Source organism: Eikenella exigua, assembly GCF_008805035.1.
Lineage (GTDB): Bacteria > Pseudomonadota > Gammaproteobacteria > Burkholderiales > Neisseriaceae > Eikenella > Eikenella exigua.
Genome location: NZ_CP038018.1, coordinates 799994 through 823240 on the forward strand (window position 1 = coordinate 799994; position 23247 = coordinate 823240).

The 23247-nt window shown below is 57.7% G+C and carries 18 protein-coding genes, 2 tRNA genes and 1 pseudogene; 10 read left to right on the forward strand and 11 right to left on the reverse strand.

Going from position 1 to position 23247, the window contains the following annotated elements; all coding sequences use genetic code 11:
- The first annotated feature begins 125 nt into the window (after nt 1-125).
- Nucleotides 126-335: a hypothetical protein gene (locus tag EZJ17_RS04285; RefSeq protein ID WP_067439236.1), complete on the forward strand. Its 210-nt coding sequence runs from the start codon at nt 126-128 to the stop codon at nt 333-335.
- Between the two features lie 124 nt (nt 336-459).
- Here the strand turns inward: EZJ17_RS04285 and dinG are convergent, their stop codons facing one another.
- Complete coding sequence (gene dinG, locus EZJ17_RS04290) at nt 460-2595, reverse strand: ATP-dependent DNA helicase DinG (RefSeq protein WP_067444716.1); 2136 nt, start codon at nt 2593-2595, stop codon at nt 460-462.
- Between the two features lie 269 nt (nt 2596-2864).
- On the opposite strand from dinG, the gene EZJ17_RS04295 reads away from it, so the two are divergent.
- The 5 genes from EZJ17_RS04295 (at nt 2865) to rng (ending at nt 6801) form a co-directional block, all read left to right on the forward strand.
- Complete coding sequence (locus EZJ17_RS04295; protein ID WP_067444719.1) at nt 2865-3071, forward strand: dioxygenase; 207 nt, start codon at nt 2865-2867, stop codon at nt 3069-3071.
- A complete protein-coding gene (locus EZJ17_RS04300; protein WP_082888191.1) occupies nt 3068-3451 on the forward strand; it encodes a hypothetical protein in 384 nt (127 codons plus the stop codon). The genes EZJ17_RS04295 and EZJ17_RS04300 overlap by 4 nt, the downstream gene beginning before the upstream one ends.
- Before the next feature lie 48 nt (nt 3452-3499).
- A tRNA-Pro gene (locus EZJ17_RS04305) sits at nt 3500-3576 on the forward strand.
- 151 nt (nt 3577-3727) lie between these two features.
- Nucleotides 3728-5029: a tyrosine--tRNA ligase gene (gene tyrS, locus EZJ17_RS04310; protein ID WP_067444722.1), complete on the forward strand. Its 1302-nt coding sequence runs from the start codon at nt 3728-3730 to the stop codon at nt 5027-5029.
- Nucleotides 5030-5301: 272 nt separating this feature from the next.
- Complete coding sequence (gene rng, locus EZJ17_RS04315) at nt 5302-6801, forward strand: ribonuclease G (protein ID WP_067445049.1); 1500 nt, start codon at nt 5302-5304, stop codon at nt 6799-6801.
- 172 nt (nt 6802-6973) lie between these two features.
- Here rng and mscL read toward each other — a convergent pair whose 3' ends face one another.
- The 5 genes from mscL to ychF all read right to left on the reverse strand — a co-directional run bounded on the left by mscL (nt 6974) and on the right by ychF (nt 11161).
- Nucleotides 6974-7405: a large conductance mechanosensitive channel protein MscL gene (gene mscL / locus EZJ17_RS04320; protein ID WP_067444724.1), complete on the reverse strand. Its 432-nt coding sequence runs from the start codon at nt 7403-7405 to the stop codon at nt 6974-6976.
- A 116-nt stretch (nt 7406-7521) separates the two neighbouring features.
- A complete protein-coding gene (locus EZJ17_RS04325) occupies nt 7522-7833 on the reverse strand; it encodes an HAD family hydrolase (RefSeq protein ID WP_067444726.1) in 312 nt (103 codons plus the stop codon).
- A 152-nt stretch (nt 7834-7985) separates the two neighbouring features.
- Complete coding sequence (locus EZJ17_RS04330) at nt 7986-8867, reverse strand: carbohydrate kinase family protein (RefSeq protein ID WP_067444730.1); 882 nt, start codon at nt 8865-8867, stop codon at nt 7986-7988.
- Nucleotides 8868-9088: 221 nt separating this feature from the next.
- Nucleotides 9089-9952: a hypothetical protein gene (locus EZJ17_RS04335; RefSeq protein ID WP_151086224.1), complete on the reverse strand. Its 864-nt coding sequence runs from the start codon at nt 9950-9952 to the stop codon at nt 9089-9091.
- Nucleotides 9953-10069: 117 nt separating this feature from the next.
- Nucleotides 10070-11161 carry a redox-regulated ATPase YchF gene (ychF, locus tag EZJ17_RS04340; protein ID WP_067444738.1) on the reverse strand — a complete coding sequence of 364 codons (1092 nt, stop codon included), beginning with the start codon at nt 11159-11161 and terminating at the stop codon, nt 10070-10072.
- A gap of 434 nt (nt 11162-11595) precedes the next feature.
- On the opposite strand from ychF, the gene EZJ17_RS04345 reads away from it, so the two are divergent.
- The 3 genes and pseudogenes from EZJ17_RS04345 (at nt 11596) to EZJ17_RS04355 (ending at nt 13167) form a co-directional block, all read left to right on the forward strand.
- Entirely contained in the window at nt 11596-12570 is a 975-nt protein-coding gene (locus EZJ17_RS04345) for a polyprenyl synthetase family protein (protein ID WP_067444739.1), read from the forward strand.
- A gap of 96 nt (nt 12571-12666) precedes the next feature.
- Nucleotides 12667-13073: pseudogene (locus EZJ17_RS04350) on the forward strand (DUF441 domain-containing protein).
- A 19-nt stretch (nt 13074-13092) separates the two neighbouring features.
- A tRNA-Arg gene (locus EZJ17_RS04355) sits at nt 13093-13167 on the forward strand.
- 67 nt (nt 13168-13234) lie between these two features.
- On the opposite strand, the gene ppc is transcribed toward EZJ17_RS04355, so the two are convergent.
- The 5 genes from ppc to EZJ17_RS04375 all read right to left on the reverse strand — a co-directional run bounded on the left by ppc (nt 13235) and on the right by EZJ17_RS04375 (nt 19138).
- The gene (gene ppc, locus EZJ17_RS04360; RefSeq protein ID WP_067444740.1) at nt 13235-15943 is read right to left on the reverse strand and encodes a phosphoenolpyruvate carboxylase; all 2709 of its coding nucleotides are present in this window, start codon (nt 15941-15943) and stop codon (nt 13235-13237) included.
- Nucleotides 15944-15965: 22 nt separating this feature from the next.
- A complete protein-coding gene (locus tag EZJ17_RS10545) occupies nt 15966-16382 on the reverse strand; it encodes a prolipoprotein diacylglyceryl transferase family protein (protein WP_067444743.1) in 417 nt (138 codons plus the stop codon).
- The gene (locus tag EZJ17_RS04365) at nt 16310-17902 is read right to left on the reverse strand and encodes a methyltransferase (RefSeq protein WP_067439204.1); all 1593 of its coding nucleotides are present in this window, start codon (nt 17900-17902) and stop codon (nt 16310-16312) included. Before EZJ17_RS04365 ends, EZJ17_RS10545 begins: the two co-directional genes overlap by 73 nt.
- The gene (locus EZJ17_RS04370) at nt 17890-18654 is read right to left on the reverse strand and encodes a hypothetical protein (RefSeq protein ID WP_067439201.1); all 765 of its coding nucleotides are present in this window, start codon (nt 18652-18654) and stop codon (nt 17890-17892) included. The genes EZJ17_RS04365 and EZJ17_RS04370 overlap by 13 nt, the downstream gene beginning before the upstream one ends.
- A 145-nt stretch (nt 18655-18799) precedes the next feature.
- A complete protein-coding gene (locus EZJ17_RS04375) occupies nt 18800-19138 on the reverse strand; it encodes a P-II family nitrogen regulator (protein ID WP_067444746.1) in 339 nt (112 codons plus the stop codon).
- 148 nt (nt 19139-19286) lie between these two features.
- Between EZJ17_RS04375 and purL the strand changes: the two genes are divergently transcribed.
- Complete coding sequence (gene purL / locus EZJ17_RS04380; protein WP_151086226.1) at nt 19287-23240, forward strand: phosphoribosylformylglycinamidine synthase; 3954 nt, start codon at nt 19287-19289, stop codon at nt 23238-23240.
- Nucleotides 23241-23247 lie beyond the last annotated feature (7 nt).

Below are 23247 nucleotides of genomic sequence, written 5' to 3' on the forward strand. Positions count from 1 at the left end.
GTCGCGCACGATGAGGTGGTTTTGCTGCAAATCGAGCTGGTTACCGTAGAACTCCGCCACACTGATTTTGTGCCCTGTATAGGCTTGCAGGCTGAAATGTTGGATAAGTTGAGCGAGGGAGGCACTTGGTATCGGGCTGCGCGTTGCATGGCCTGTTCGTTACGTTTGGCGATAACAGTGTGCAGAGTGTGGTTGGCGATATGCAAATGGTATTTGTGGCGTTCGGCTTCACCAGGGGCGGCGGTGTAGGTGAATTGTTGGAAGTCGAGCACGCCGCCGAGCTCGTGGAAGCAGCTGATGGCGGTACGGCATTGACGGTGTTGCCATTCGGGTAGGCTGGCGTTGGGCAGTGTTTCTAGGTATTGGAAGGATATGGGGGTTTAATTTCATTGAAGCTGCTCTTTCAGGTAGCCTCTTTATGACCTCTTAATCAGTTTCAGGTAGCCTTTTGCCCCAGGCTCAGCCGATGCGTTTGAATGGGGGCAGGCAGGCGAGGAGTTGTTTGCCGTAGCGGGCGGTAAGGATGCGGTTGTCGAGGATGGTGATGCGGCCGTAGTCGTGTTCGGTGCGGATGAGGCGGCCCACGGCTTGGGTAAGCTTGATGCCGGCTTCGGGCACGGTGATTTCCATAAAGGGGTTGCCGCCGCGCTGCTCTATCCAGCGGCTGCGGGTTTTTTCGATGGGATGGTCGGGCATGGTGAAGGGCAGTTTGGCGATGATGACGTGGGCGCAGTCGCTGCCGGGCAGGTCGAGGCCTTCGGCGAAGCTGTCGAGCCCGAACAGGATGCTGGCGCGGCCTTCGGCGATGGCTTGGCGGTGGCGTTCGAGCAGGATGGCTTTGGGCAGGTCGCTTTGGATGAGCAATAGGGGCAGGTGGTTTTCAGGTAGCCTTAAGGCCACGTCTTGCATCTGTTTGCGCGAAGAGAACAAAACGAGGGTGCCGACGGCTTCTTCGGGGCTGATGAGCTTGGGCAGCCATTCGGCGATTTCGGCGGTATGGGCGTCGGCCTGCTTGGGGCTGGCGGCCACGGGAGGGATGTAGAGCTCGCCTTGGGAAGGGAAGTTGAAGGGGCTTTCCAGCGCGAGGGTGGTGGTTTCAGGTAGCCATTGCAGGCCGGTTTGTTTCAATAAATGGTCGAAGCTGCCGAGCGATTGCAGGGTGGCGGAGGTGAGGATAGCACCGGCGGCGCGGCGCCACAGGCCGGCGGCAAGCATGGCGGCGGCGCTCACGGGGGAGGCATGGAAGGAGTAGTCGGTTTTGTCGCTGTTGTGGCTGCACTCGATCCATTTGGCCAGCGGCGGGGCGTCGCCCACGGGCTCGGTGGCGAGCAAGTCCCACACGGCGCTGATTTGCTCGATGCGGGCGCGGAAAGTGCCGAATTCGCTGCTGAGGCGGTCGATTTGGGCGCTGTCGCTGTCTTTTTCGCGGCGGGCGGCGGAGAGGACGTCGTTGAGGGCGTTGGCGTGTTTGTAGAGGCTTTGCGCGGCGGCGGCGGTGTTGGACACGAGCAGGGCGAGCCCTTCGGGGATTTGGCCGTCTTGCCACAGCCATTGCGGATCGCGGCCGCTGTCGTTGTAGGCGAGCTCGGGGGTGTCGCCGAGGTGGAACTGCCATTCGTAGAGACTGTCGAGCAGGGCGGCAGCGGCTTCGTCGGCCAAGTTGGCCAGCTCGGCTTTGTCTGTTACGGCGGCGATTTTGTCGGTGATTTGCGGCAGTTTTTCCAGCGCCCACACGGCTTGGTTCAGCGAATGCTCGGCGGCAAACTGGTTGAGCGCTTTTTTGGGCAGGTGGTGCGCTTCGTCGATGCAGTAGAAGCTGTGTTCGGGCGCGGGCAGGATCACACCGCCGCCCATGCCGATGTCCACCATGAGCAAATCGTGGTTGCTCACTACTACATCCACGGTTTCGAGCGTATCGCGGGCAAGGTAGAAGGGGCATTCGGGGCGGTTGGGACAGGCGGCTTTGAGGCAGCCGTAGTTGTCGTTGTTTACCTTGAGCCAGAGGGTATCGTCGATTTTCTCCGGCCAGGTGTCGCGGTCGCCGTTGAAGCGGCGTTCGGCGAAGGCGTCGGCCAGCTCGCGCAGGGTTTGGATTTCTTCGGGCTTGGGTTTGCTGTCCCACAGGATTTGCGGGGTGTCGAAGCCGGCCAGGCTTTGCTGCGCCTGGCTTTGGGTGAGCTGGTAGAGCTTGTAGGGGCAGAGATAGCGGCCGCGCCCTTTGGCCAGGGCAAAGGTGAGCTTGAGCCCGCTTTTTTCCACCAAGAACGGCAAATCGCGCCCCACCAGTTGCTCTTGCAGGGCCACGGTGGCGCTGGATACCACCAGCCGCTTGCCGCGCGTTTGCGCCATGATGCCGCCGGCTAAAAGATAGGCCAGGCTTTTGCCCACGCCGGTGGGCCCTTCAATCACGGCAATGCTCTCGCCCTCACGCTTGGGCGGCTCTTCGCCGTCGGTTTTTTCCAGCGTGCGCGACAGGGTGTTGGCCACGGCTGCCAGCATTTCGCGCTGTGCTTTGCGCGGGCGGAAATGGGGCAGGTTTTCGCTGATGGCCTGGTAGTGGCGGCGGATGGCGTCTTTTTCTAAATCGGTGAGCATGGCGGTGGTGGCTGGAAAGAGGCGGGTATTATAGAAGATTATGGGAGGGCTTGGGCGGGAGTGGAGGCTACCTGAAAAATATGGGACAGGGCAGAGAAGGCATAGGTGTTTCAAAATCAGAATAAGACAATGCCATATCCTTCATGGAGACGGCTATAAACTTTCAGGTAGCCTGTTGAGCGACAAAGGCTACCTGAAACCCGATGGCGTGCAGAATGAAAGGCAAGTACAATCCGCCGCATCAATAAATCAAACAGCTGGAGAGTGAAATGTCTGAACTCTTGGAATTTTTCCGCACTGAAACCGTGGGTGCGGCGGCGGAAACGCTGGATTTTTGGCTCAACGAATGCAGTTTGGACGAAGCGCCTTCGGCAGAGGAAGTGGCGCAGTGGCAGGCGGTGCTGGATGAGCGCGGCGGGCGGTTTGTGCGGCTGGCGATGATGTGTGCCGACTGGCTTGAGGAGTACCGGGCGTGAACCGCTGGCTGTGGCTGAGCGTTTTGTGGTTTGCGGGCATGATGTATGCACTGCTGCTGCATCAGGGCAACAACGCGCCGCTGCCGTTTGCCCATTTCGATAAAGTGGTGCACGCGGCTTTGTTTTTCGGCCAGTTTTGGCTGCTGGCTAAAGTGTTTTTGCGGCGGCGGCGGCCTGTGTCGTGGAAAGCTTTGCTGCTGGCGGCACTGGTATTGGCTGCGGGCAGCGAGTGGGCGCAAGGCGCGCTCACGGCATCGCGGCAGGCCGATTGGCGTGATGCGGCGGCAGACATGGCCGGTACGGCGGCAGCGCTGTATTTTGCCGCGCAGGTGCAGGCGGCGCGCGCCGGGAAGCGGGCGGGCTTGGGCGAAAAGTGTTGAGATGATGCTTGCTAAACGCCGCTCCCGGGCTTATAATGCACCTTCTTTCGGAATGTAGCGCAGTCTGGTAGCGCACTTCGTTCGGGACGAAGGGGTCGGAGGTTCGAATCCTCTCATTCCGACCAGCTTTTCAAAAAGACTTGGTGCTGCCAAGTCTTTTTGTTTTGGTGCGGCACAAACGCTGCGCCGTTCTCGGTCTTAAAGGCTACCTGAAACTTAGGTTTCGGCCAGGCTGAATATTTCCCGTTACATCCAGTTATTGCAAAGAAATCCGTTATGACCGCCTCTCTTATCCAAGATCTGCAAGCGCGCGGCCTGATCGCGCAAACCACCGACATCGAAGCTTTGAGCACTTTGTTGAACGAACAGAAAATCGCCCTCTACTGCGGTTTCGACCCGACCGCCGACAGCCTGCATATCGGCCACTTGTTGCCGGTATTGGCCTTGCGCCGTTTCCAACAGGCGGGGCATACGCCGATTGCTTTGGTGGGCGGCGCGACCGGTATGATTGGCGACCCCAGTTTCAAAGCGGTGGAACGCAGCTTGAATTCCGCCGAAACCGTTGCCGGCTGGGTAGAAAGCATCCGCAACCAGCTGAAACCGTTTTTGAGCTTTGAAGGTGAAAACGCCGCCATTATGGCGAACAACGCCGATTGGTTCGGCAGCATGAACTGCCTCGACTTCCTGCGTGACATCGGTAAGCATTTTTCTGTGAACGCCATGCTGAACAAGGAATCTGTCAAACAGCGTATCGACCGCGACGACGTGGGCATTTCCTTCACCGAATTCGCCTACACGCTGCTGCAAAGCTATGACTTTGCCGAGCTGAACAAACGCCACGGTGCAACGCTGCAGATCGGCGGTTCCGACCAATGGGGCAACATTACCAACGGCATCGACCTGACCCGCCGTTTGAACCAAAAACAAGTATTCGGCCTAACCCTGCCGCTGGTAACCAAATCCGACGGCACCAAATTCGGTAAAACCGAAGGCGGCGCGGTATGGCTGAACGCGAAGAAAACCTCGCCTTATCAGTTCTATCAATTCTGGCTGAAGGTGGCCGATGCTGATGTATATAAATTCCTGAAATACTTCACCTTCCTGTCTATCGAGGAAATCGCCGCCATCGAAGCGAAAGACCAAGCCAGCGGCACCAAGCCCGAAGCGCAACGTATCCTCGCCGAAGAAATGACCCGCCTGATTCACGGCGAAACTGCCCTGCAAGCTACACAGCGTATTTCCGAAAGCCTGTTTGCCGAAGACCAAAGCAGCCTGACCGAAAGCGACTTCGAACAGCTTGCCCTCGACGGTCTACCCGCGTTTGAAGTTTCAGGTAGCCTCAATGTGGTGGAAGCCTTGGTGAAAACCGGTTTGGCTTCGTCCAATAAAGAAGCGCGCGGTTTTGTGAACAGCAAAGCGGTATTGCTCAACGGCCAAGCTGCCGAATTGAACAACCCGGACCACGCCGCCGAACGCCCAGACGATGCCTACCTGCTGGCCGATGCGCACAAACGCTTCGGCAAATACACTATCCTCCGCCGCGGCAAACGCAACCACGCGCTCTTGGTGTGGCAATGATTTGAATGAGAACTAAAGGCTGCCTGAAAACCAAGCCGCTCCGGCCGGATTTTCAGGTAGCCTTATTTTTAGGTTTATACTTTGAAAACGCAGCTTATTTTCCTAGGATAAAGGCTACCTGAAACCGGTTTTCCGGCTGGTGTTCAGGTTGTCGGCAAGGTTGTTTTCATCGTATGATTCTGCCTCTGGCCAGCCGGCAGACAGTAGATTTTGCAGAACAGGCAGGCCATCAGCCTGTTCTGCAAAATCTAATTGAAATCAGAAAGCTGAACATGCTACAGGCAATCAACCCAATCCGGCTGGCCGATAATTCAGGCCGCCCGCCGGAAACCATTTTGGTGAACGTAACGCCGCAGGAAACCCGCGTAGCGCTGTTGGAAGAAAACAAAGTGTGCGAGCTGCACATCGACCGCAACAGCGGCCATGGGCTGGTGGGCAATATTTATTTGGGCGTGGTCAAACGCGTGCTGCCCGGCATGCAGAGCGCCTTTATCGACATCGGCTTGGAGCGCGCCGCCTTTTTGCACATTGTGGACGTGCTTGAACAGCGGCAGAAGCCGGGGGAAACCCAGCGCATCGAGCATATGCTGTTTGAAGGGCAAACCATCTTGGTGCAGGTGATTAAAGACCCGATTAACAGCAAAGGCGCGCGCCTTTCCACCCAAATCTCCCTGGCCGGCCGCTTTCTCGTGTATCTGCCGCAAGACGACCACATCGGCATTTCCCAGCGCATTGAAGACGAAGAAGAGCGCAACGAATTGCGTGCCCGCCTCAAAGCCTTGCTGCCCGAAAACGCCGGCGGCTACATCATCCGCACCAGCGCCGAAAACGCCCGCGACGAAGAATTGCAGGCTGACATCGATTACCTGTCCAAGTTGTGGCAAGACATCCTCGCCCGCTCCAAAACCAGCCCGGCCGAAACCATGCTGTATCAGGATTTGCCCCTGAGCCTGCGCGTGCTGCGCGATATGTTCAACGGCAACACCCAGAAAATCTTCGTCGATTCCGCCAATAATTACCGCCTGATGCAGGAATTTGCCCGGCAATACGTGCAGGGCGCGGTGGAACGTATCCAACACTATCAGGGCGAAAAACCCTTGTTCGAGCTCCATCATGTGGAGCAGGAAATCAACCAGTCGCTCAAGCCGCGTGTGGATTTAAACTTCGGCGGCTACCTGATTATCGAGAGCACCGAAGCCATGACCACCATCGACGTGAACACCGGCGGCTTCGTGGGCGCACGCAATTTCGACGAAACCATCTTCAAAACCAACCTCGATGCCTGCCACGCCATCGCCCGCGAGCTGCGCCTGCGCAACCTCGGCGGCATGATTATTGTGGATTTCATCGATATGGTGAGCGAAGAGCACCGCCAGGCCGTATTGGGCGAGATGGCCAAAGCCCTGCGCTTCGACCGCACCCGCGTTACCCTCAACGGCTTCACCAGCCTGGGGCTGGTGGAGCTCACCCGCAAACGTTCGCGCGAAAACCTCAACCACATCCTGTGCGAACCCTGCCCCACCTGCCAGGGCAGGGGCTACCTGAAAACCCCGCAAACCGTGTGCTACGAAATCCAACGCGAAATCGTGCGCGAATCCCGCCGCTTCGATGCTCGCGAATTCCGCATCCTCGCCGCACCGGCCGTTATCGATTTGTTTTTGGATGAAGAATCGCAATCGCTTGCGCTGCTGATCGACTTCATCGGCAAACCCATTTCCCTGATGGTGGAAAACAGCTACATGCAGGAGCAGTTTGATATTGTGCTGTTGTGATGGGGTTGGATAAGAAAAAAGCTAGCTGAAAACACAGCACGGCAAGTTGCTGCTAACTAAAATTTTTTAGCTAGCTTTTTGGTTATGGGAAGGATTTACACGGTTTGGCGATACAGCAAGAGAAAAGGCTACCTGAAGCTGTTTTCAGATAGCCTTTTGTGCTGTGCGGCGATTATTTCTTCAGCGAATCACGGATTTCGCGCAACAGCAAGATTTCTTCGGATGGTTCGGCAGGAGCTTCTTCCGGAGCGGTTTTTTGCAGTTTGCTGATACTTTTGATCACGGCGAAGATAGCGGTGGCGATAATTAGGAAGCTGATCACGGTGTTGATAAACAGGCCGATATTCAGGGTAACCGCGCCGGCGGCTTGGGCGGCGGCCAGGGTGGCGTAACCGTTGGCAGGGGCATCTGCACCTGCTTTCAGGGTGATGAACAGGTTGGAGAAGTCCACGCCGCCCAAAATCAGGCCGATAGGGGGCATGATCACGTCGTCCACCAATGATTTGACGATGCCGGAGAAGGCGGTGCCGACTACCATACCGACGGCGAGGTCAATCACGTTACCGCGCATGATGAAGGCTTTGAATTCGTCACGTAATGCCATGTGAGTTTCCTTGAATGGTTAAGAACGGCGGCATGATAATGGTTTTAGCCGTCGCCGTCTTGTAGGTTACGGATAAATTTTGTTAATTGTGGCTGAATGGCGAGGAAAGCAGCAAATTATTCGATTTCCCCGCTGTTGGCAGGCAGGATATGGCGGCAGAAACGCCAGTCGGCAACGGCTTGGTCGTCGATATAGGCTTGCGGTTTGGGCAGGAAGGCTTGAAAACAGTGGGCTATCCCCAGCTCTTCGGCACTGGCGCGGGTGTAGTCGGCACCGCCGCTGCTCCACAAGTAGAGCAGGTGGCCGGCATCGTGCAGGCGGCGGATGTGGGCGATTACGGCGGCCATGGGGATGCGCGTTTGGCCAACGCTACGGACGAGGGTGTCGTCAACATCTACGAATATGGTTTTGGGGCGGGGCGTATTCATGTGAGGGCTACCTGAAAAAAGATAGGGCTGAAGCACTTCATTTCATACGGCCATATTGCTGCCGAGTATGGTTAAAGAGGGCTTCAGCCTGATTTACAAAGGTTACCTGAAGGCAAGGCTAAGCGAAAACCCAGGCTGTTGCCTGTGCCGACTTATTCCGGGTGCATCAGCGCTTGGATTTCAGCTAGGGAAATATTGGGCACGGCGCCGTGGCGGGTAACGTTGAGCGCACCGATGGCGCAGGCGAAGGCCAGGGTGTCTTCGGGGCTGGCGCCGGAGAGCATTTGGAACAGGAAACCGGCAAGGAAGCTGTCGCCCGCGCCCACGGAATCAGCCATGCTCACGCGGAAGCCGTGGTGGGCGAGGATTTTGCCGTGGCGGAAATACACCGCGCCGTGCTGGCCGAGGGTGATGCAGATGTGGGCGGTGTCGGTGTGGCCGGCGAGGTAGCGCAGGTTTTGTTCGAGGCTGTGGTAGGGCGAGCCGAAGGCGGCGGAGAGCTCGTAGAGTTCCTCGTCGTTGAGCTTGATGAGATCGGCATGGCGCATGAGGCTGAGCACGCGTTCGGGCTCGTAATGCGGCTTGCGTAGATTGACATCGAGCACGCGGAAACGGGCGGCGGGCAGGATTTGCTCCAGCGCGGCACGGGATACGGGATCTCGGCTGGAGAGGCTGCCATACACGAGCACGTCGGATTCGGCCACGCGCGCGAGCGCTGCTTCGGTTACGCTGATTTTATCCCAAGCGCAAGGATAAACGATGTCGTAGCTGGCGCTGCCGTCGGGCTTGAGCAGCACTTTCACCAGGCTGGTGGCGTGTTCTTCATCGGTTTGTACCAAATCGGCAGCCACGTTGCGTGCCGTAATCTGGTGCAGCAGCTCTTCGCCGTCGGCATCGCGGCCGCGGCGGCTGATGATGCTGCAGTCCGCGCCAAACGAGGCCAGGCGCACCAAAACGTTGAGCGGCGCGCCGCCGAGGGCTTTGCCGCCGGGGAAGTCGTCCCATAATACTTCGCCGAAGCTGCTGATTTTCATGATTGCTTTCTAAGGTTGGAGGGTTGGGGGAAGGCTACCTGAAAAATGGTTGGGATGTTTTCAGGTAGCCTCAAGCATTTTACTGCTTTGCTTATTGAAGCTGCCGGTCGGCTTTACGGCGCATGCGATTGTTGGCCGGGTTGGCTTGGGCGGTGTGGCAGGTGAATAGGGTGCAGCGCTAGGAGCGGGAATAGGCGGGTTGGCTTCATGGGTTGGTTTCTTTATTTGTTTGCCAAGGGGTAGGTTCGGGGCTCAACATAGCTTTCTTTTGCGACATTATAGTGGATGAGAAAGGTTTGGTTACGGTAGCGTTTGAAGCCGTCGAAGCCGGATACGGTCAGTTGCAGTGGGTAGAAGCCTGCGGTGGGGCGGGCGTGGGTTGCAATGCTGAAGTCGGCGGATAGTTTGTACCACTCGCCACGGCATTTTTGGCGTTCGGCGGGAGTATTGGGCTGGCCGGTATCACGGTTGGTTCTGCAATTGTCTAAAATATAACCGTTGTTTGTCTTGGTTGTGATGCGGCTTTCGCTGATTTTGCCTGTGCCGTTATGGGTAAAGATAAGGATTTCCGAGCTGGCATAACCGTGGCTTAGGTAGGACATAGGCGTCATAAAACCCCAACGCGCTCTGCCGAATTGGCGGAATGACCAATATTTGGCTTCGGGCGCAACGCCATAAGTTCCGATTTCGATATAGGGTTTGGCGGCCAGCCGCTGCCAGCCGCTGCGTACCTGTTTCAGTACAAATATACCAGCCAAGCCGGATTGAACCCGGCCGCCGGTGCTTTCCCCCTTGCCGAAGTCGAATCTGTCGCCGGTGTACAGCAGATACATCAGCCTGCCCTGTGCGGTTTGGCGGATTCCGCGTTTGGTTTGGCGCATGCAGAATTCGCCGCCGTAGTCGGCGTTGTATCCCAGTTCTGCATCTGATGGGCTGGCTCGGAAGCAGCGGTGTTGCTGCGAATAGTTCCGGTAGTGGCGTTGTACGATTTGCTCGGGCGTTTGTGCGCGGGGCGTGGCTGACGCGGTGTGCGCGTGGCTGGCGGCGGAGCCAAGGAGCAGGGTGAGGAGGAGCGGGGTTTTCATGATGGCAAAGAATACATTGTTTTCACTTCGTTGAAGCTCATGTTTTTAGGCAGCTAGATGAAGAAGAGGCTACCTGAAAATCGTTGGGCACTTTTTTCAGGTAGCCTTCCATTTGGATTACACGTTAAACAGGAAGTGCATCACATCGCCATCCTGCACCACGTATTCCTTGCCTTCTACGCGCATTTTGCCGGCTTCTTTGGCTTTGGTTTCGCCGCCGAGCGAGACAAAATCGTCGTAGGAAATCACTTGGGCGCGGATGAAGCCGCGTTCGAAGTCGGTGTGAATCACGCCGGCGGCTTGCGGGGCGGTGTCGCCTTTGTGGATGGTCCAGGCGCGGACTTCTTTCACGCCGGCGGTGAAGTAGGTTTGCAGGCCGAGCAAGTCATAGCCGGCACGGATCAGGCGGTTGAGGCCGGGTTCTTCCAAGCCCATTTCGGCGAGGAATTCGGCTTTTTCATCGTCTTCCAATTCGGCGATTTCGCTCTCCATTGCGGCGCATACAGCAACGACGGGGGCGTTTTCTTTTTCAGCCAATGCTTTCAGGTGGTCGAGGTGCGGGTTGTTTTCAAAACCGTCTTCGGCCACGTTGCCCACATACATGGCGGGTTTGGCGGTGAGCAGGAACAGCGGTTTGAGCATGGCGAGCTCGTCTGCGTCTAAGCCGAAGGAGCGCACGGGCTTGCCTTCGTTGAGGTGCGGCAGGATTTTTTTGCACAGTTCCACCAATTTTTGCGCGTCTTTGTCGCCGGAGCGGGCGCGTTTTTCTTCGCGGACGATGGCTTTTTCGACGCTGGCGAGGTCGGCAAGCGCCAATTCGGTGCCGATGGTTTCAATGTCGGCAATCGGATCGACCTTGCCGGAAACGTGCACGATATTGTCGTCGTCGAAACAGCGCACGACATTTACGATGGCGTCGGTTTCACGGATGTTGGCGAGGAATTGGTTGCCCAAGCCTTCGCCTTTGCTTGCGCCGGCGACTAAGCCTGCGATGTCCACAAATTCCACAATGGCGGACTGCATTTTTTGCGGGTTAACGATTTTTGCCAGCTCCGCCATGCGCGGGTCGGGCACTTCCACGATGCCAACGTTGGGCTCGATGGTGCAGAAGGGATAGTTCGCCGCTTCGATGCCCGATTGGGTCAGCGCGTTGAAGAGGGTGGATTTGCCGACGTTGGGCAGGCCGACGATGCCGCATTTCATGCTCATGTGTGTTCCTTAAATGCCGTTAGATTAAAATCGGCGGATTTTAACATAGAAGGCTACCTGAAAGCTGCGGTTTGGAGTTTCAGGTAGCCTTTAGGCGGTTTGAGGCGGGCTGAAAACGGTCGCACGGGATGGCAGGCGGGCAGAAACCCGGTTCGGCCGCACCGAAACATCGGGGCAGCTCGTTGAAGCTGCGCTTTCAGGTAGTCTGTGGAATAGGGCGGAAATAGGCAGTTTGTACATAGGCTGCTATAATGCCGCCCCTGTTTGGCCGGTGCGTTTGCCCGGCCGTATAGCTAAAGCGGTTATTTCTTCCTTCATGCGAGGCAGTGAGCCGTAGGCAGTACAAGCAGTATGGCAGGGCGGGCCAACGCGGTAGGAAGGAATAAGTGCTTTAGTGTTATGCTGATAACTATACAAAAAAGCCGCACATTACCATGTTTGAACACCTGCCTTATTTCCAGCAACATCTGCCCCGCGATTTGAGCCGCGTTAATGCGGTGATTGAGCGCGCGGTGCAATCGGAAGTGGCGCTGATTTCGCAAATCGGGCGCTACATCATCAGCGCCGGCGGCAAGCGGTTGCGGCCGGTGCTCACCATTCTTTCCGGCAAGGTGCTGGGCTACGATGAAGACCCGCTCTACGCGTTGGCAGCGATGGTGGAATTCATCCACACCTCCACCCTGCTGCACGACGATGTGGTGGACGAGAGCGAGCTGCGGCGCGGCCGGAAAACGGCAAACAATATGTTTGGCAACGCTGCTGCCGTGTTGGTGGGCGATTTTCTCTACACCCGCGCCTTCCAGCTGATGGTGTCTTCAGGTAGCCTGAAGATTTTAGACGTGATGGCCGATGCCACCAACATCATCGCCGAGGGCGAAGTGTTGCAGCTGCTGAATATCGGCAACACCAACATCACCGAAGCCGAATATGCGCAGGTGATCCAATATAAAACCGCCAAACTGTTTGAAGCCGCCGCACAAGTGGGCGCGATTTTAGCCGGTGCCACGCCTGAGCAGGAAATTGCGCTGAAATGCTACGGCTGCTACATCGGTACCGCCTTCCAGATTATTGACGACGTACTGGATTATTCCGGCAACATCGAAGAAACCGGCAAAAACGTGGGCGACGATTTGGCCGAAGGCAAGTCAACCCTGCCGCTGATTTACCTGATGCAAAACGCTGAGCAGCCGGTGGCTGAAGCTGTGCGCTACGCACTGGGGCACTCGGACCGGAGCTATTTCAAGCAAATTCATGCTTATGTGGCGCAATCCGATGCACTGGCCTATTGCGTGAACGAGGCGCGTAAAGCAGTGGATGAGGCCTTGTCATGCTTGGCCGCGTTGCCGGACAATGAGGTGTCGCAGGCCATGCGGCAGCTTGCCGAAGAATCGCTGGCACGTGTATCATAGCAGCTTTTTTTCGGGAATATATAATTGCATCTGAATGTTATCCCGTTATTTTTGGTGCTGCTGATTTTGCTGGGCGTACTCAGCAACAACTAATCTATCATCATCTCGGCCGCTGTGTTGCTCCTGGCGCATCAAACCGTGCTGGTGCGCTATATCCCGCTGGCCGAACAATACGGCATTCAAGCCGGCATCATTCTGCTCACCATCGGTGTGCTCAGCCCGCTGGTGTCGGGAAAATCCAGTCTCCTGGTTTGGCCAGCTTGATGAGCTGAAAAATGCTGGCGGCGGTGTTGGTGGGCATATTGGTGGCTTGGCTGGCCGGGCGCGGCGTGCCGCTGATGAGCGTCAGCCGATATTGGTAACCGGCCTGCCGTTGGGCACGATTATCGGCGTGGCATTTTTGGGCGGCATCCCGGTGAGGCCGCTGAGCATTTTTGGGCGGCATCCCGGTGAGGCCGCTGATTGCGACGGGGATTTTGTCGTTTGTTGCCGGAAAAGATTGATTGGAAAGTTTGATTATTTCTCGCCGTAGTTCAACGGATAGAACGTATGCCTCCTAAGCGTAAAATACAGGTTCGATTCCTGTCGGCGAGGCCATGATGAAAAGGCTGCCTGAAATGTTTCAGGTAGCCTTTTTCTTGCCTGCCGTTTGCAGGAAAGGGGGTTAACCCGTATTGCGCAAGCCTTGAGCCACACCGTTGATGGTGAGGTGGATCAGGTGGATGAGCTGCGGGTTGCCCGGGTGCTGGCGCAAACGGGCGAGCAGGGCTACCTGAAGCCAGTTGAGCGCGTTCAGGTAGGGAATGCGCAGGGCCAGGGAGCGGGCGAGGCTGCGGTTGTCGGTGAGCAGGTGGTCTTGCTCGATTAATTGTAACAGGGCGCGGCGGCTGCGTTCAAACTCGCCGGCAATGCGCTCAAACATGGCTTGGGCAGCTTGCGGCTGGGCGGCCAGGCCAACATAGGCACGGGCGATGTCCAAATCCGCTTTGGCCATCACCTGCTCCATATTGGAGAGCATGGCTTGGAAGAAGGCGCTGTGCCGCACCATATGGCGCAGGCGCTCGAGGTTGGCCGGGTTATCGCACAAAAGCTGCTCGACCGCGCTGCCGAAGCCGTACCAGGCAGGCAGCATCAGGCGGTTTTGCGTCCAGGAGAACACCCAAGGAATGGCGCGCAAATCCTGTATTCGCGCCAGGGTTTTGCGGCTGGCGGGGCGGCTGCCGATGTTGAGGCTGGCGATTTCGTTGATCGGGCTGGTTTGCAGGAAGTAGCCCACGAAATCGGGATGGGTGATGAGTTCACGGTAGTAGGCGAAGGCGGCATCGGAGAGCGACTGCATCAGCGCGGCATCGGGCTCTTCGGTGCGGTGCGGCAGCAGGCTGGCTTCCAGCGCGGCGGCCACCAAGGTTTCGAGGTTGCGCTCGGCGTTGTCGGCATCGGCGTATTTGGCGGTGATGACTTCGCCCTGCTCGGTGATGCGGATTTGCCCGGCCACGCTGCCGGCGGGTTGGGCCAGCACGGCTTCATAGGAAGGACCGCCGCCACGCCCCACGCTGCCGCCGCGCCCGTGGAACAGGCGCAGGCGCACTTGGTGTTTGGCAAACAGTTTCACCAAAGCCTGCTCGGCCTGATACAGCACCCATTGGCTGGTTACATAGCCGCCGTCTTTATTGCTGTCGGAATAGCCGAGCATGATTTCCTGAATATTGCTGCGGCCGGCGAGCAGGTGGCGGTACCACGGTAGGGAGAACAGATGATCCATCACGCCGATGCAGTCTTGCAGCGCTTCGATGGTTTCAAACAATGGCACGATATTGAGCCGGCTTTCAGGTAGCCCTTCGGCGTTCAGGCGCAGCAGGCCGGTTTCTTTCATAATCAAGGCCAAGGCAAGCATTTCGCTCACGTTTTCGGCATTGGAAATGATGCTTTGGCGGATGGCTTCTTCGCCGAATTGCGCTTTAATTTCGGCAGCGGCGCGGAAGATGGCCAGCTCGTGCTCGGTATCTTCGCTGTAGTGGGCAAACGGGCTGTAGAGCGGGCGCGGGGACGACAGCTCGCGCAGCAGCACGCGTTCGCGCTCGGCTTCGTTTAACGCGGCGAAGTCTTCCAAACCAGCGGCGGCAAAGAGCTCGGCCACCACATCGATATGCTTCTGGGCGTGTTGGCGCAAGTCTAGCGGCATCAGATAAAAGCGGAACACGGAAGCGGCACAGATCAGGTCGGCCAAGCGACCGTCGGCCAGCAGGCGGCTGCCGTTGGCGCACAAGGAAGCGTGCACGGTGTGCAGGTCGGCTAAAAATGCTTCCACCGTGTCATACGGTTCGAGCAGGCCGAATTGGCTGCCCAAGCCGCTGCCGAAACGGTGTGCGGTGGCCACGGCGCGGGCGAGGATGTAGGCCAAGGCGCGGCGGTAGGGCTCTTCTTCGTGGGCGCGTTCGGTGTCGGGCGATTTGGCCGACAAAGCCAGCACTTCGGGGCTCACGTTCACGCGCCGTATCGACATCGGCAGCTCTTCATACAGTTTGTAGAGCTGGCTGCGGTAGAAGCGGAACACGGCGCTGGCCTGTTGGGCGAAGGCAGTACGCAGGGTGTCGGCGGAAACGAAAGGGTTGCCGTCGCGGTCGCCGCCGATCCAGCCGCCGATGTGCAGCACGTTGGGCAGGCGGGTGTGCGGGTAGGCTACCTGAAGGGCGGCCTCCAGCTTGCGGTATACGCCGGGCACGGCGCTGAAGAAGCTGAGCGGGAAATACATGATGCCGTTGCTGATTTCGTCGGCCACCGTGATTTTGAAATGGCGGTTTTCATTGGTTTGCCACAGCGTCCACAGCATGGTTTGCACCTGCTGCTGCAAGCGTTCTTCATTCTGCCCGGCCTGGTTGGCGCGCTGGTCGAGCAGGTTGCGGATTTGGCGGTGCAGGGTGAGGGTGGTTTGGCGCTGCACTTCGGTAGGATGGGCAGTAAGCACGGCGGCCACTTCGGTGTGATTCAGCTGCTGCTGTAAGGCTTCGGCGCTTACGCCTTGCTGTTGCAGCAAATCAAGGGTGTGGCCGAAGGTGGATTTGGCGTTGTCGCGGGTTTGGCTGTGTGCTAAGCGGCGGCGTTGGTGGTGCGCGTCTTCGGCAATATTGAGGATTTGTGCAAACAGGCTGCAGGCACGAATGAGGTCTTCCAGCTGTTGATCGTTGAGCTGAGGCAGGCTGCGCGCCACCACGTCTTGCGGCGCTTCACCGCCCAGCAGTGCGGCTACGGCTTCCTGCACGGGGCAATCGGTTTGCGCGGCCAGCACGGTTTGCAGCGCGCCAGTGAGGAAGGCAACGTCGTCGAAGAGTGGCGCGTCTTTGTAGGGATGTTGGCCGGAGGGTTCGGGCATCATGGGGTTATTCCTTTGCAGAAGGTTATTCTTGGGTTAGCCGGGAAAAACGCAGTGTACTGTTTGGGTAATCCAAGCCGTACACGCACCAGATCAATACGAAATAGACAATGGCATGCAGCGGCCAGTTGGCAGGAAGGTTACCTGAGAACAGTGGAGCCGAAGGCAGGCAGGTAAACAAGATGCCCGCCAGCACCGATGCCAGAGCTAGCCATTGGTACACACGCATGCTGAGAAAATACGGCGTTTGCGGTTCGCCGCGCAGCGATTCTTCCACAAAGCGGAACGCACCGCTGAGAATCAAATACATACCGGCAATAAACGAAGCAGGCATTTGCAACCGGTATAAGCGCCACAGCAGGAAAAAGCTCAGGAAATTGGCGGCGATGGAATAAAACTGGGTGGGGTGCAGATTTTCCCCTGCCAGCCGGCCAGTTTGCACACACGCGATTTATCATGGAAAAAGCGGATACCCGGCATATCGGTGGGGATGCCGTGGCAGCAGCCCTGAATCAGGCAGCGGCAGCGGCCGAACAGCTGGATGGGGCAGGCAGCCAGTGCAGCCGCGCCCAGCAGCGTCCAACTGCCCAAATCTGAACTGGCGGCAATCAGACAGCCGGCTAGCACGATGCCGAACACGCTGCCATAGTAGCCGAACGGGCGCAGCAGCGCCGATGAGCCTTCCACCCATTGCGCCCATAAGCCCGCGCCAATAAATCCGGCCACCCCCAGCAGCCACACTACCCACAAATACTGCGGCAGCAGATAAGCCAACACCAGAAAACCGCACACGCCGCCCAATGCGGCATAGAAGCCGTAGTTAATCAGCCGCAGGCGGCCAAAGCGCCATTCGTGCCACGAGTTGGCAATATATTCGGCGGCACGCAACAGAGCGCGGTAGATCGGCTGCCGGTATCGGATTGCCCAATAAGCGACCATCCCGGCCAACACATCGGCCAAGGTATGGTTGTGCGTGGTCAGGCAGCTGACAATCACCAGCGCAGCCAACAAAGCCCATACCATACGCCACTGCGGGCGGCATAGGCAAGAATATCGTGCGGCCAACAGTGCCCAAAACACATGAAACGATGGCAGCGCCGCCGCCGCACTATCATACTCCCGTCCGAGGACAATCCAGCGCAGCCATAAAGTATTTTCAGGTAATCTGCCATAGCGAACGGCAGCCGGAATAATCAGATAACAATAGAAAATCAGTGCCATGCCCCAGAATGCGTCTAGGACGAAGCCGCGCAGCTGGCGGTTTTGCCGTAACCACAGCGGCAGCAGCCCGGCCCACGGGTAAAGCAGTACATAAAACACCACGCTGAAGCCCCACAGCGGCACAACCTCATCCCAAGCGCCGTTGCTATACCACGCATCGGGCGGCACCCCCAGCCACACAAACGCTTCATACAGCAGCAGCCATACCAGCCAAACTTTCAGTCCGAGCAACAGCCGCCTGGAGAAAGCCGCCTCATGCCCGTTATCTGGTGGCAGGCTGAACAGACCATAGTGCAGCATCGGCCGGGCGCCGAACTGCTTGGCCATCACCTCGCGCTCGAAGCCGGCCACATAAGCCACTATGAGCAACGCAAACAGCGGCGATACCAGCCACAGCCCGCCGGGCGATTGCGCATACAGCGCCGTGCCCATGCAAAGCAGGACGGCACCGGTATAAATCGGGTGGCGGCACAGGTGGTAGGCGCCGGAAGCTACAAAATGCTGCGGCGGAAACGCATTCATTGGCAGGCCGCCGCCGCGGTACCACAGGTTGTGCATCGCCCACAGGATTAATGAGAATCCGGCCGCTGCCAGCAGTGCGCCGGTCAGCGGGTAGGGCGGTACCGGCAGCCGCACCACCTCCGAAGTGTGCCGTGCCCAATATTGCAGCAGCAGCGGCAGCAGCAGGCAGAACACCAAGGCATAAACAATTTTTTGTAGGGTAACGCTTATTTTTGCCATAACACCCTCTCGTATAAGGCCCAGCCTTCCACAGCAATATTTTCAGGTAGCCTCAAGGTGGCGCGGCTTTTCCATTTTTGTTCGCGGCTGGATAAAAATCTGCGGCTGAATAGTAGCCGCAACAATGGGTTGCGCGCTGCAATAGCCAGCAGCGGCTCGTCTTTTATCGTTTCCGGTGCAGCAAACGCCAGATGTAGGCCGAATGCGGGCGCCGTGAGCCCCCCGGCTTCCAGCACGAAATCTTCAGTTAGCACGCCATTGTAGTACAAACGTTTTAGCGGCACTTCGCCGCGCCATTCGATCCACACCACATAGTGCTGCTCCGATACGAAACGCCCCCAATACAGCTCGCATAACGGCAGTTGTTGCGGCCAAAAATCCATTTCCAGCGTTTCGGCATAACCCAAGCCGCTGTATTCCTGCCCGTTTAAGGCTACCTGAAAACGGGCGCTGGGCGTGTGGGCATGCCAAACGAGCCGGCGTTTGTCGCCGGCCGGCAAGGTAAGCCGGACACCGTCGGACAAAGCCTGCCAGCGGCCTTCGAGGCCAAGTTTGGGTTGCCGGATGCTGTTGGGAGATAGTTGTGATGCGCTCAGGCAGCTGCGTTCGATGGTGCAGCCGTGGGCCGGGCTGAAAATCAGGGCGGAATAGGGCAGCTTGATGCCGTGGTAATGCAGCTCGGCCGCATAGGCAATCAATGCGTTGCCAGCAGAATCAATGCCGTCGAAATAATGTTTGCGCAGGCGGAACATGATGGGAGAAAAACTATTTGGCCGGATGAGGCTACCTGAAAAATAGCAGTTTCGTGCCAGCTGATATTTTCAGGTAGCCTTGGCTGGCACGGCCGGCATACTGTTTGATTGCAGTTTACGCGGCAGCTGGCCGGAAGGAAACGGCTTACAGCGCGGCTTCGTCCCGCTCGCCGGTGCGGATGCGCACCACGCCTTCCACCGGCAGGATGAAGATTTTGCCGTCGCCGATTTTGCCGGAGTTGGCCGCCTGCACGATGGCTTCCACCGCCTGCTCGACCATGCTGTCTTCCAGCACGATTTCCAGCCGGATTTTGGGCAGAAAATCCACTGCATATTCCGCGCCGCGATAGATTTCGGTGTGGCCTTTTTGGCGGCCAAATCCTTTCACTTCGGTTACGGTCATGCCGTTTACGCCGATATCGGTGAGCGCGTCGCGCACGTCGTCGAGTTTGAACGGTTTGAAGATGGCTTCGATTTTTTTCATGAGTTCCTCGGGCGGGTTGGTATATTAAGGTTTTAGGCAGTTAAGCTACCACAAGGCAGCAGTGCTTTCAATCGGCTCACTCCGCCGACAGATTAGGGCAGACTTGGCGTATAATCACGCCCCCGATCCTCTTCATGCGAGTCTGCCCATGCCTATCCTCTTCCTGCGCGGCGAGCGCGCCTTGTCTGGTTTCCGTGTTGAAAAATTGCTGCAAAAAGCGGCTGCTTTGAGGCTGCCCGAAGCCGAAATCCGCAGTGAGTATTGGTATTTTGCCGATTGTGCCGAGCACTTGAATACGGCGGATGCAGAGAAGTTGGAAGCGTTGCTGGCGGGGCAGGTGGCATCGGAGTTGCCGCAGTCTTCAGGTAGCCTGCATCTGTTTCTCATCACGCCGCGCATCGGCACGATTTCGCCTTGGGCTTCCAAAGCCACGGAAATTGCGAAAAACTGCGGCTTCACCCAAATCCAGCGCATCGAACGCGGCATGGCAGTGTGGCTTTCAGGTAGCCTTTCCGAAGCGCAGAAACAGCAATGGGCAGCTTTGCTGCACGACCGCATGACCGAATCTGTGTTGCCCGATTTTCAGGTAGCCGCCAAATTGTTCGCCCACCCCGAAGCGCACACCTTCGATACGGTGGATGTGCTCTCCGGCGGCCGTGCTGCACTAGAAAAAGCCAATACCGACTTAGGCTTGGCACTCTCGCCCGACGAAATCGATTATCTGCTGGATAATTATCAGGCTTTAAAACGCAATCCGTCTGATGTGGAACTGATGATGTTCGCGCAGGCCAACAGTGAACACTGCCGCCACAAAATCTTCAATGCCGATTTCATCTTAAATGGAGAAAAGCAGCCCAAATCGCTGTTCCGCATGATTCGCGACACGCACGAAGCTGCGCCGGCCGGCACGGTGGTGGCGTATAAGGACAACGCCTCGGTAATCGAAGGCGCGAAAATCGCCCGGTTTTATCCCGATGCGGCGGCCAATCAAGGCTACCGTTTCCACGAAGAAGACACGCATATCCTGATGAAGGTGGAAACACACAACCACCCCACGGCGATTGCACCGTTTGCCGGTGCGGCCACCGGTGCGGGCGGCGAAATCCGCGATGAGGGCGCTACCGGCCGAGGCGCGCGCCCCAAAGCTGGCCTCACCGGCTATACGGTTTCCAACCTCAATATCCCCGATTTGAAACAGCCTTGGGAAGGCGGCTACGGCAAACCCGCCCACATCGCCTCCCCGCTCGACATCATGATTGAAGCCCCCATTGGCGGCGCGGCGTTCAATAATGAATTCGGCCGCCCGAATCTGTTGGGCTATTTCCGCACCTTTGAAGCCGAGTTCGACGGCCAAATGCGCGGCTATCACAAGCCGATTATGATTGCCGGCGGTTTGGGCAATATCCAGGCGGAACAAACGCATAAACACGAAATCCCCGAAGGCGCGCTCTTGGTGCAGCTCGGCGGGCCGGGCATGCTCATCGGCTTGGGCGGCGGCGCGGCTTCGTCGATGGACACGGGTGCGAACGATGCTTCGCTCGATTTCAACTCCGTGCAGCGCGGCAACCCCGAAATCGAACGGCGCGCGCAGGAAGTGATCGACCGCTGCTGGCAGCTCGGCGCGGCCAACCCGATTATCGCCATTCACGACGTGGGTGCAGGCGGCCTGTCCAACGCTTTCCCCGAATTGGTAAACGATGCCGGGCGCGGTGCGGTGTTTAAGCTGCGCGATGTGCCGCTGGAAGAGCACGGCCTCACGCCGCTGCAAATCTGGTGCAACGAGGCGCAGGAGCGTTATGTATTGTCGATTCTGGAAAAAGATTTGGATGCTTTCCGCGCCATTTGCGAACGCGAGCGCTGCCCGTTTGCCGTGGTCGGCACGGCTACCGACGATGGGCATTTGCAGGTGCGCGACGATTTGTTTGCCAATAAGCCTGTAGATTTGCCGCTGAACGTATTGCTCGGCAAACCGCCCAAAACCACGCGCACCGATAAAACGCAACAGCAGCCTGAAAAACCGTTTTCAGGTAGCCATATCGATTTGAAGGAAGCCGCCTACCGCGTATTGCAACTGCCGGCCGTAGCCGCGAAAAACTTCCTCATCAATATCGGCGACCGCAGCGTGGGCGGCTTGACCCACCGCGACCAAATGGTCGGCCGCTGGCAAACCCCCGTGGCCGACTGCGCCGTGACCATCATGGGCTTCGATACGCATCGCGGCGAAGCGATGGCCATGGGTGAAAAACCTGCCGTTGCGCTGTTTGACGCGCCCGCTTCGGGCAGGATGTGTATCGGCGAAGCCATTACCAATATCGCGGCGGTTAATATCGGCGATATCGGCAACATCAAATTCTCCGCCAACTGGATGGCCGCCTGCGGCAATGCTGGCGAAGACGAGAAACTCTACCGCACGGTGGAAGCCGTGTCGCAGATGTGCCAGGAAATCGGCGTGAGCATCCCCGTGGGCAAAGACAGCCTATCGATGAAAACGGTGTGGCAGGACGGCGCGGAGAAAAAATCCGTGGTGTCGCCGTTGAGCCTGATTGCCACCGCCTTCGCCCCCGTGCAGGACGTGCGCAAAACGGTTACGCCCGATATCAAACCGGTGGCAGACAGCGTGTTGCTGCTGGTGGATTTAGGGCAGGGCAAAGCCCGCATGGGCGGCTCGGCCTTAACGCAGGTATACGGCGAATTGGGCGGCGAAGCGCCCGACATCGAAGCAGGCTACCTGAAAAAGTTTTACGACGTGATTCAGCAGCTGGTACAGGAAGACAAACTGCTTGCCTACCACGACCGCAGCGACGGCGGCCTGTTTGCCACGCTGGCGGAAATGGCGTTTGCGGGGCGGAGCGGCTTGGAAGCGAATATCGATGAATACGCGCAGGTTCTGTTTAAAGAATGGGAACGCAAACTGCCGAACGCGATTGTGGAAGAAGTGTTGCCGCTTGCTAATCTGACTGCCTTATTCAACGAAGAGCTGGGCGCGGTATTGCAGGTGCGGAAGCAGGATTTTGCCGATGTGATGGCGGCATTCGCTAAACAAGGTTTGGGCAACGCGGCTTATTGCATCGGACAGGCGCATTGCGGCAGCAATTTCACGGTTGTGAATGACGGGGAAACCTTGTTTGATGAAGCGCTCGTCGATTTGCAACGCGCCTGGCAGTCCACCAGCCACCAAATCCAACGCTTGCGCGACAATCCCGCCTGCGCCGACAGCGAGTTCGCCTTGCTGGCCGATAAAGAACGCAGCCGGCTGTTTGCCGATTTAAGCTTTGATGTGAAACAGGATATTGCCGCGCCGTTTATCAATAGCGGGGCGAAACCCAAAATCGCCATCCTGCGCGAACAGGGCGTAAACGGCCAAGTGGAAATGGCCGCCGTCTTTACCCGCGCCGGTTTCGATGCCTATGATGTGCATATGTCCGACCTGATGGCAGGCCGCGTGAAACTCGACACCTTCCAAATGCTTGCCGCCTGCGGTGGGTTTAGCTATGGCGACGTGCTGGGCGCGGGCGAAGGCTGGGCGAAATCTATCCTGTTCCACAGCAAACTGCGCAACCAGTTCGTCGAATTCTTCGCTCGAGGCGATACGCTGAGCTTAGGCGTGTGCAACGGCTGCCAGATGATGGCCAACCTGGCCGAAATCATCCCGGGTGCAGACGGCTGGCCGAAGTTCCGCCGTAACGAATCCGAACAGTTTGAAGCCCGCCTGAGTATGGTACGCGTGCCACAATCGCCCTCGCTGATTTTGGCCGATATGGCAGGCAGCAGCCTGCCCGTGGTGGTTAGCCACGGCGAAGGCCGCGCCGATTTCACCCACTTGGGGCTAGCTGCAAACCAAGTTTCAGGTAGCCTGAGAACTGCCATGCAATATATCGACGGGCAGGGCAAGCCCACCCAAACCTACCCGCTCAACCCCAACGGCTCGCCCGATGCCATCGCCGCCGTCACCACTGCCGACGGCCGCGTGACTATCATGATGCCGCACCCCGAGCGTGTGTACCGCAGCGCGCAGATGAGCTGGCTGCCGGAAGAATGGCGAGATAGCGAACTGGCCGGCTGGTATCGGATGTTTGCTACGGCACGGAAGGTGCTGGGCTAGGCCGTCG

Coding starts and splice junctions, on each gene's coding strand:
- mscL (WP_067444724.1), bottom strand. CDS start 7,405: ATGGCATTACGTGACGAATTCAAAGCCTTCATCATGCGCGGTAACGTG.
- EZJ17_RS04375 (WP_067444746.1), bottom strand. CDS start 19,138: ATGAAAAAAATCGAAGCCATCTTCAAACCGTTCAAACTCGACGACGTG.
- tyrS (WP_067444722.1), top strand. CDS start 3,728: ATGACCGCCTCTCTTATCCAAGATCTGCAAGCGCGCGGCCTGATCGCG.
- rng (WP_067445049.1), top strand. CDS start 5,302: ATGCTACAGGCAATCAACCCAATCCGGCTGGCCGATAATTCAGGCCGC.
- EZJ17_RS04330 (WP_067444730.1), bottom strand. CDS start 8,867: ATGAAAATCAGCAGCTTCGGCGAAGTATTATGGGACGACTTCCCCGGC.
- EZJ17_RS04370 (WP_067439201.1), bottom strand. CDS start 18,654: ATGTTCCGCCTGCGCAAACATTATTTCGACGGCATTGATTCTGCTGGC.
- purL (WP_151086226.1), top strand. CDS start 19,287: ATGCCTATCCTCTTCCTGCGCGGCGAGCGCGCCTTGTCTGGTTTCCGT.
- ychF (WP_067444738.1), bottom strand. CDS start 11,161: ATGAGCATGAAATGCGGCATCGTCGGCCTGCCCAACGTCGGCAAATCC.
- EZJ17_RS04345 (WP_067444739.1), top strand. CDS start 11,596: ATGTTTGAACACCTGCCTTATTTCCAGCAACATCTGCCCCGCGATTTG.
- ppc (WP_067444740.1), bottom strand. CDS start 15,943: ATGATGCCCGAACCCTCCGGCCAACATCCCTACAAAGACGCGCCACTC.
- dinG (WP_067444716.1), bottom strand. CDS start 2,595: ATGCTCACCGATTTAGAAAAAGACGCCATCCGCCGCCACTACCAGGCC.
- EZJ17_RS04325 (WP_067444726.1), bottom strand. CDS start 7,833: ATGAATACGCCCCGCCCCAAAACCATATTCGTAGATGTTGACGACACC.
- EZJ17_RS04295 (WP_067444719.1), top strand. CDS start 2,865: ATGTCTGAACTCTTGGAATTTTTCCGCACTGAAACCGTGGGTGCGGCG.
- EZJ17_RS04365 (WP_067439204.1), bottom strand. CDS start 17,902: ATGGCAAAAATAAGCGTTACCCTACAAAAAATTGTTTATGCCTTGGTG.
- EZJ17_RS04335 (WP_151086224.1), bottom strand. CDS start 9,952: ATGAAAACCCCGCTCCTCCTCACCCTGCTCCTTGGCTCCGCCGCCAGC.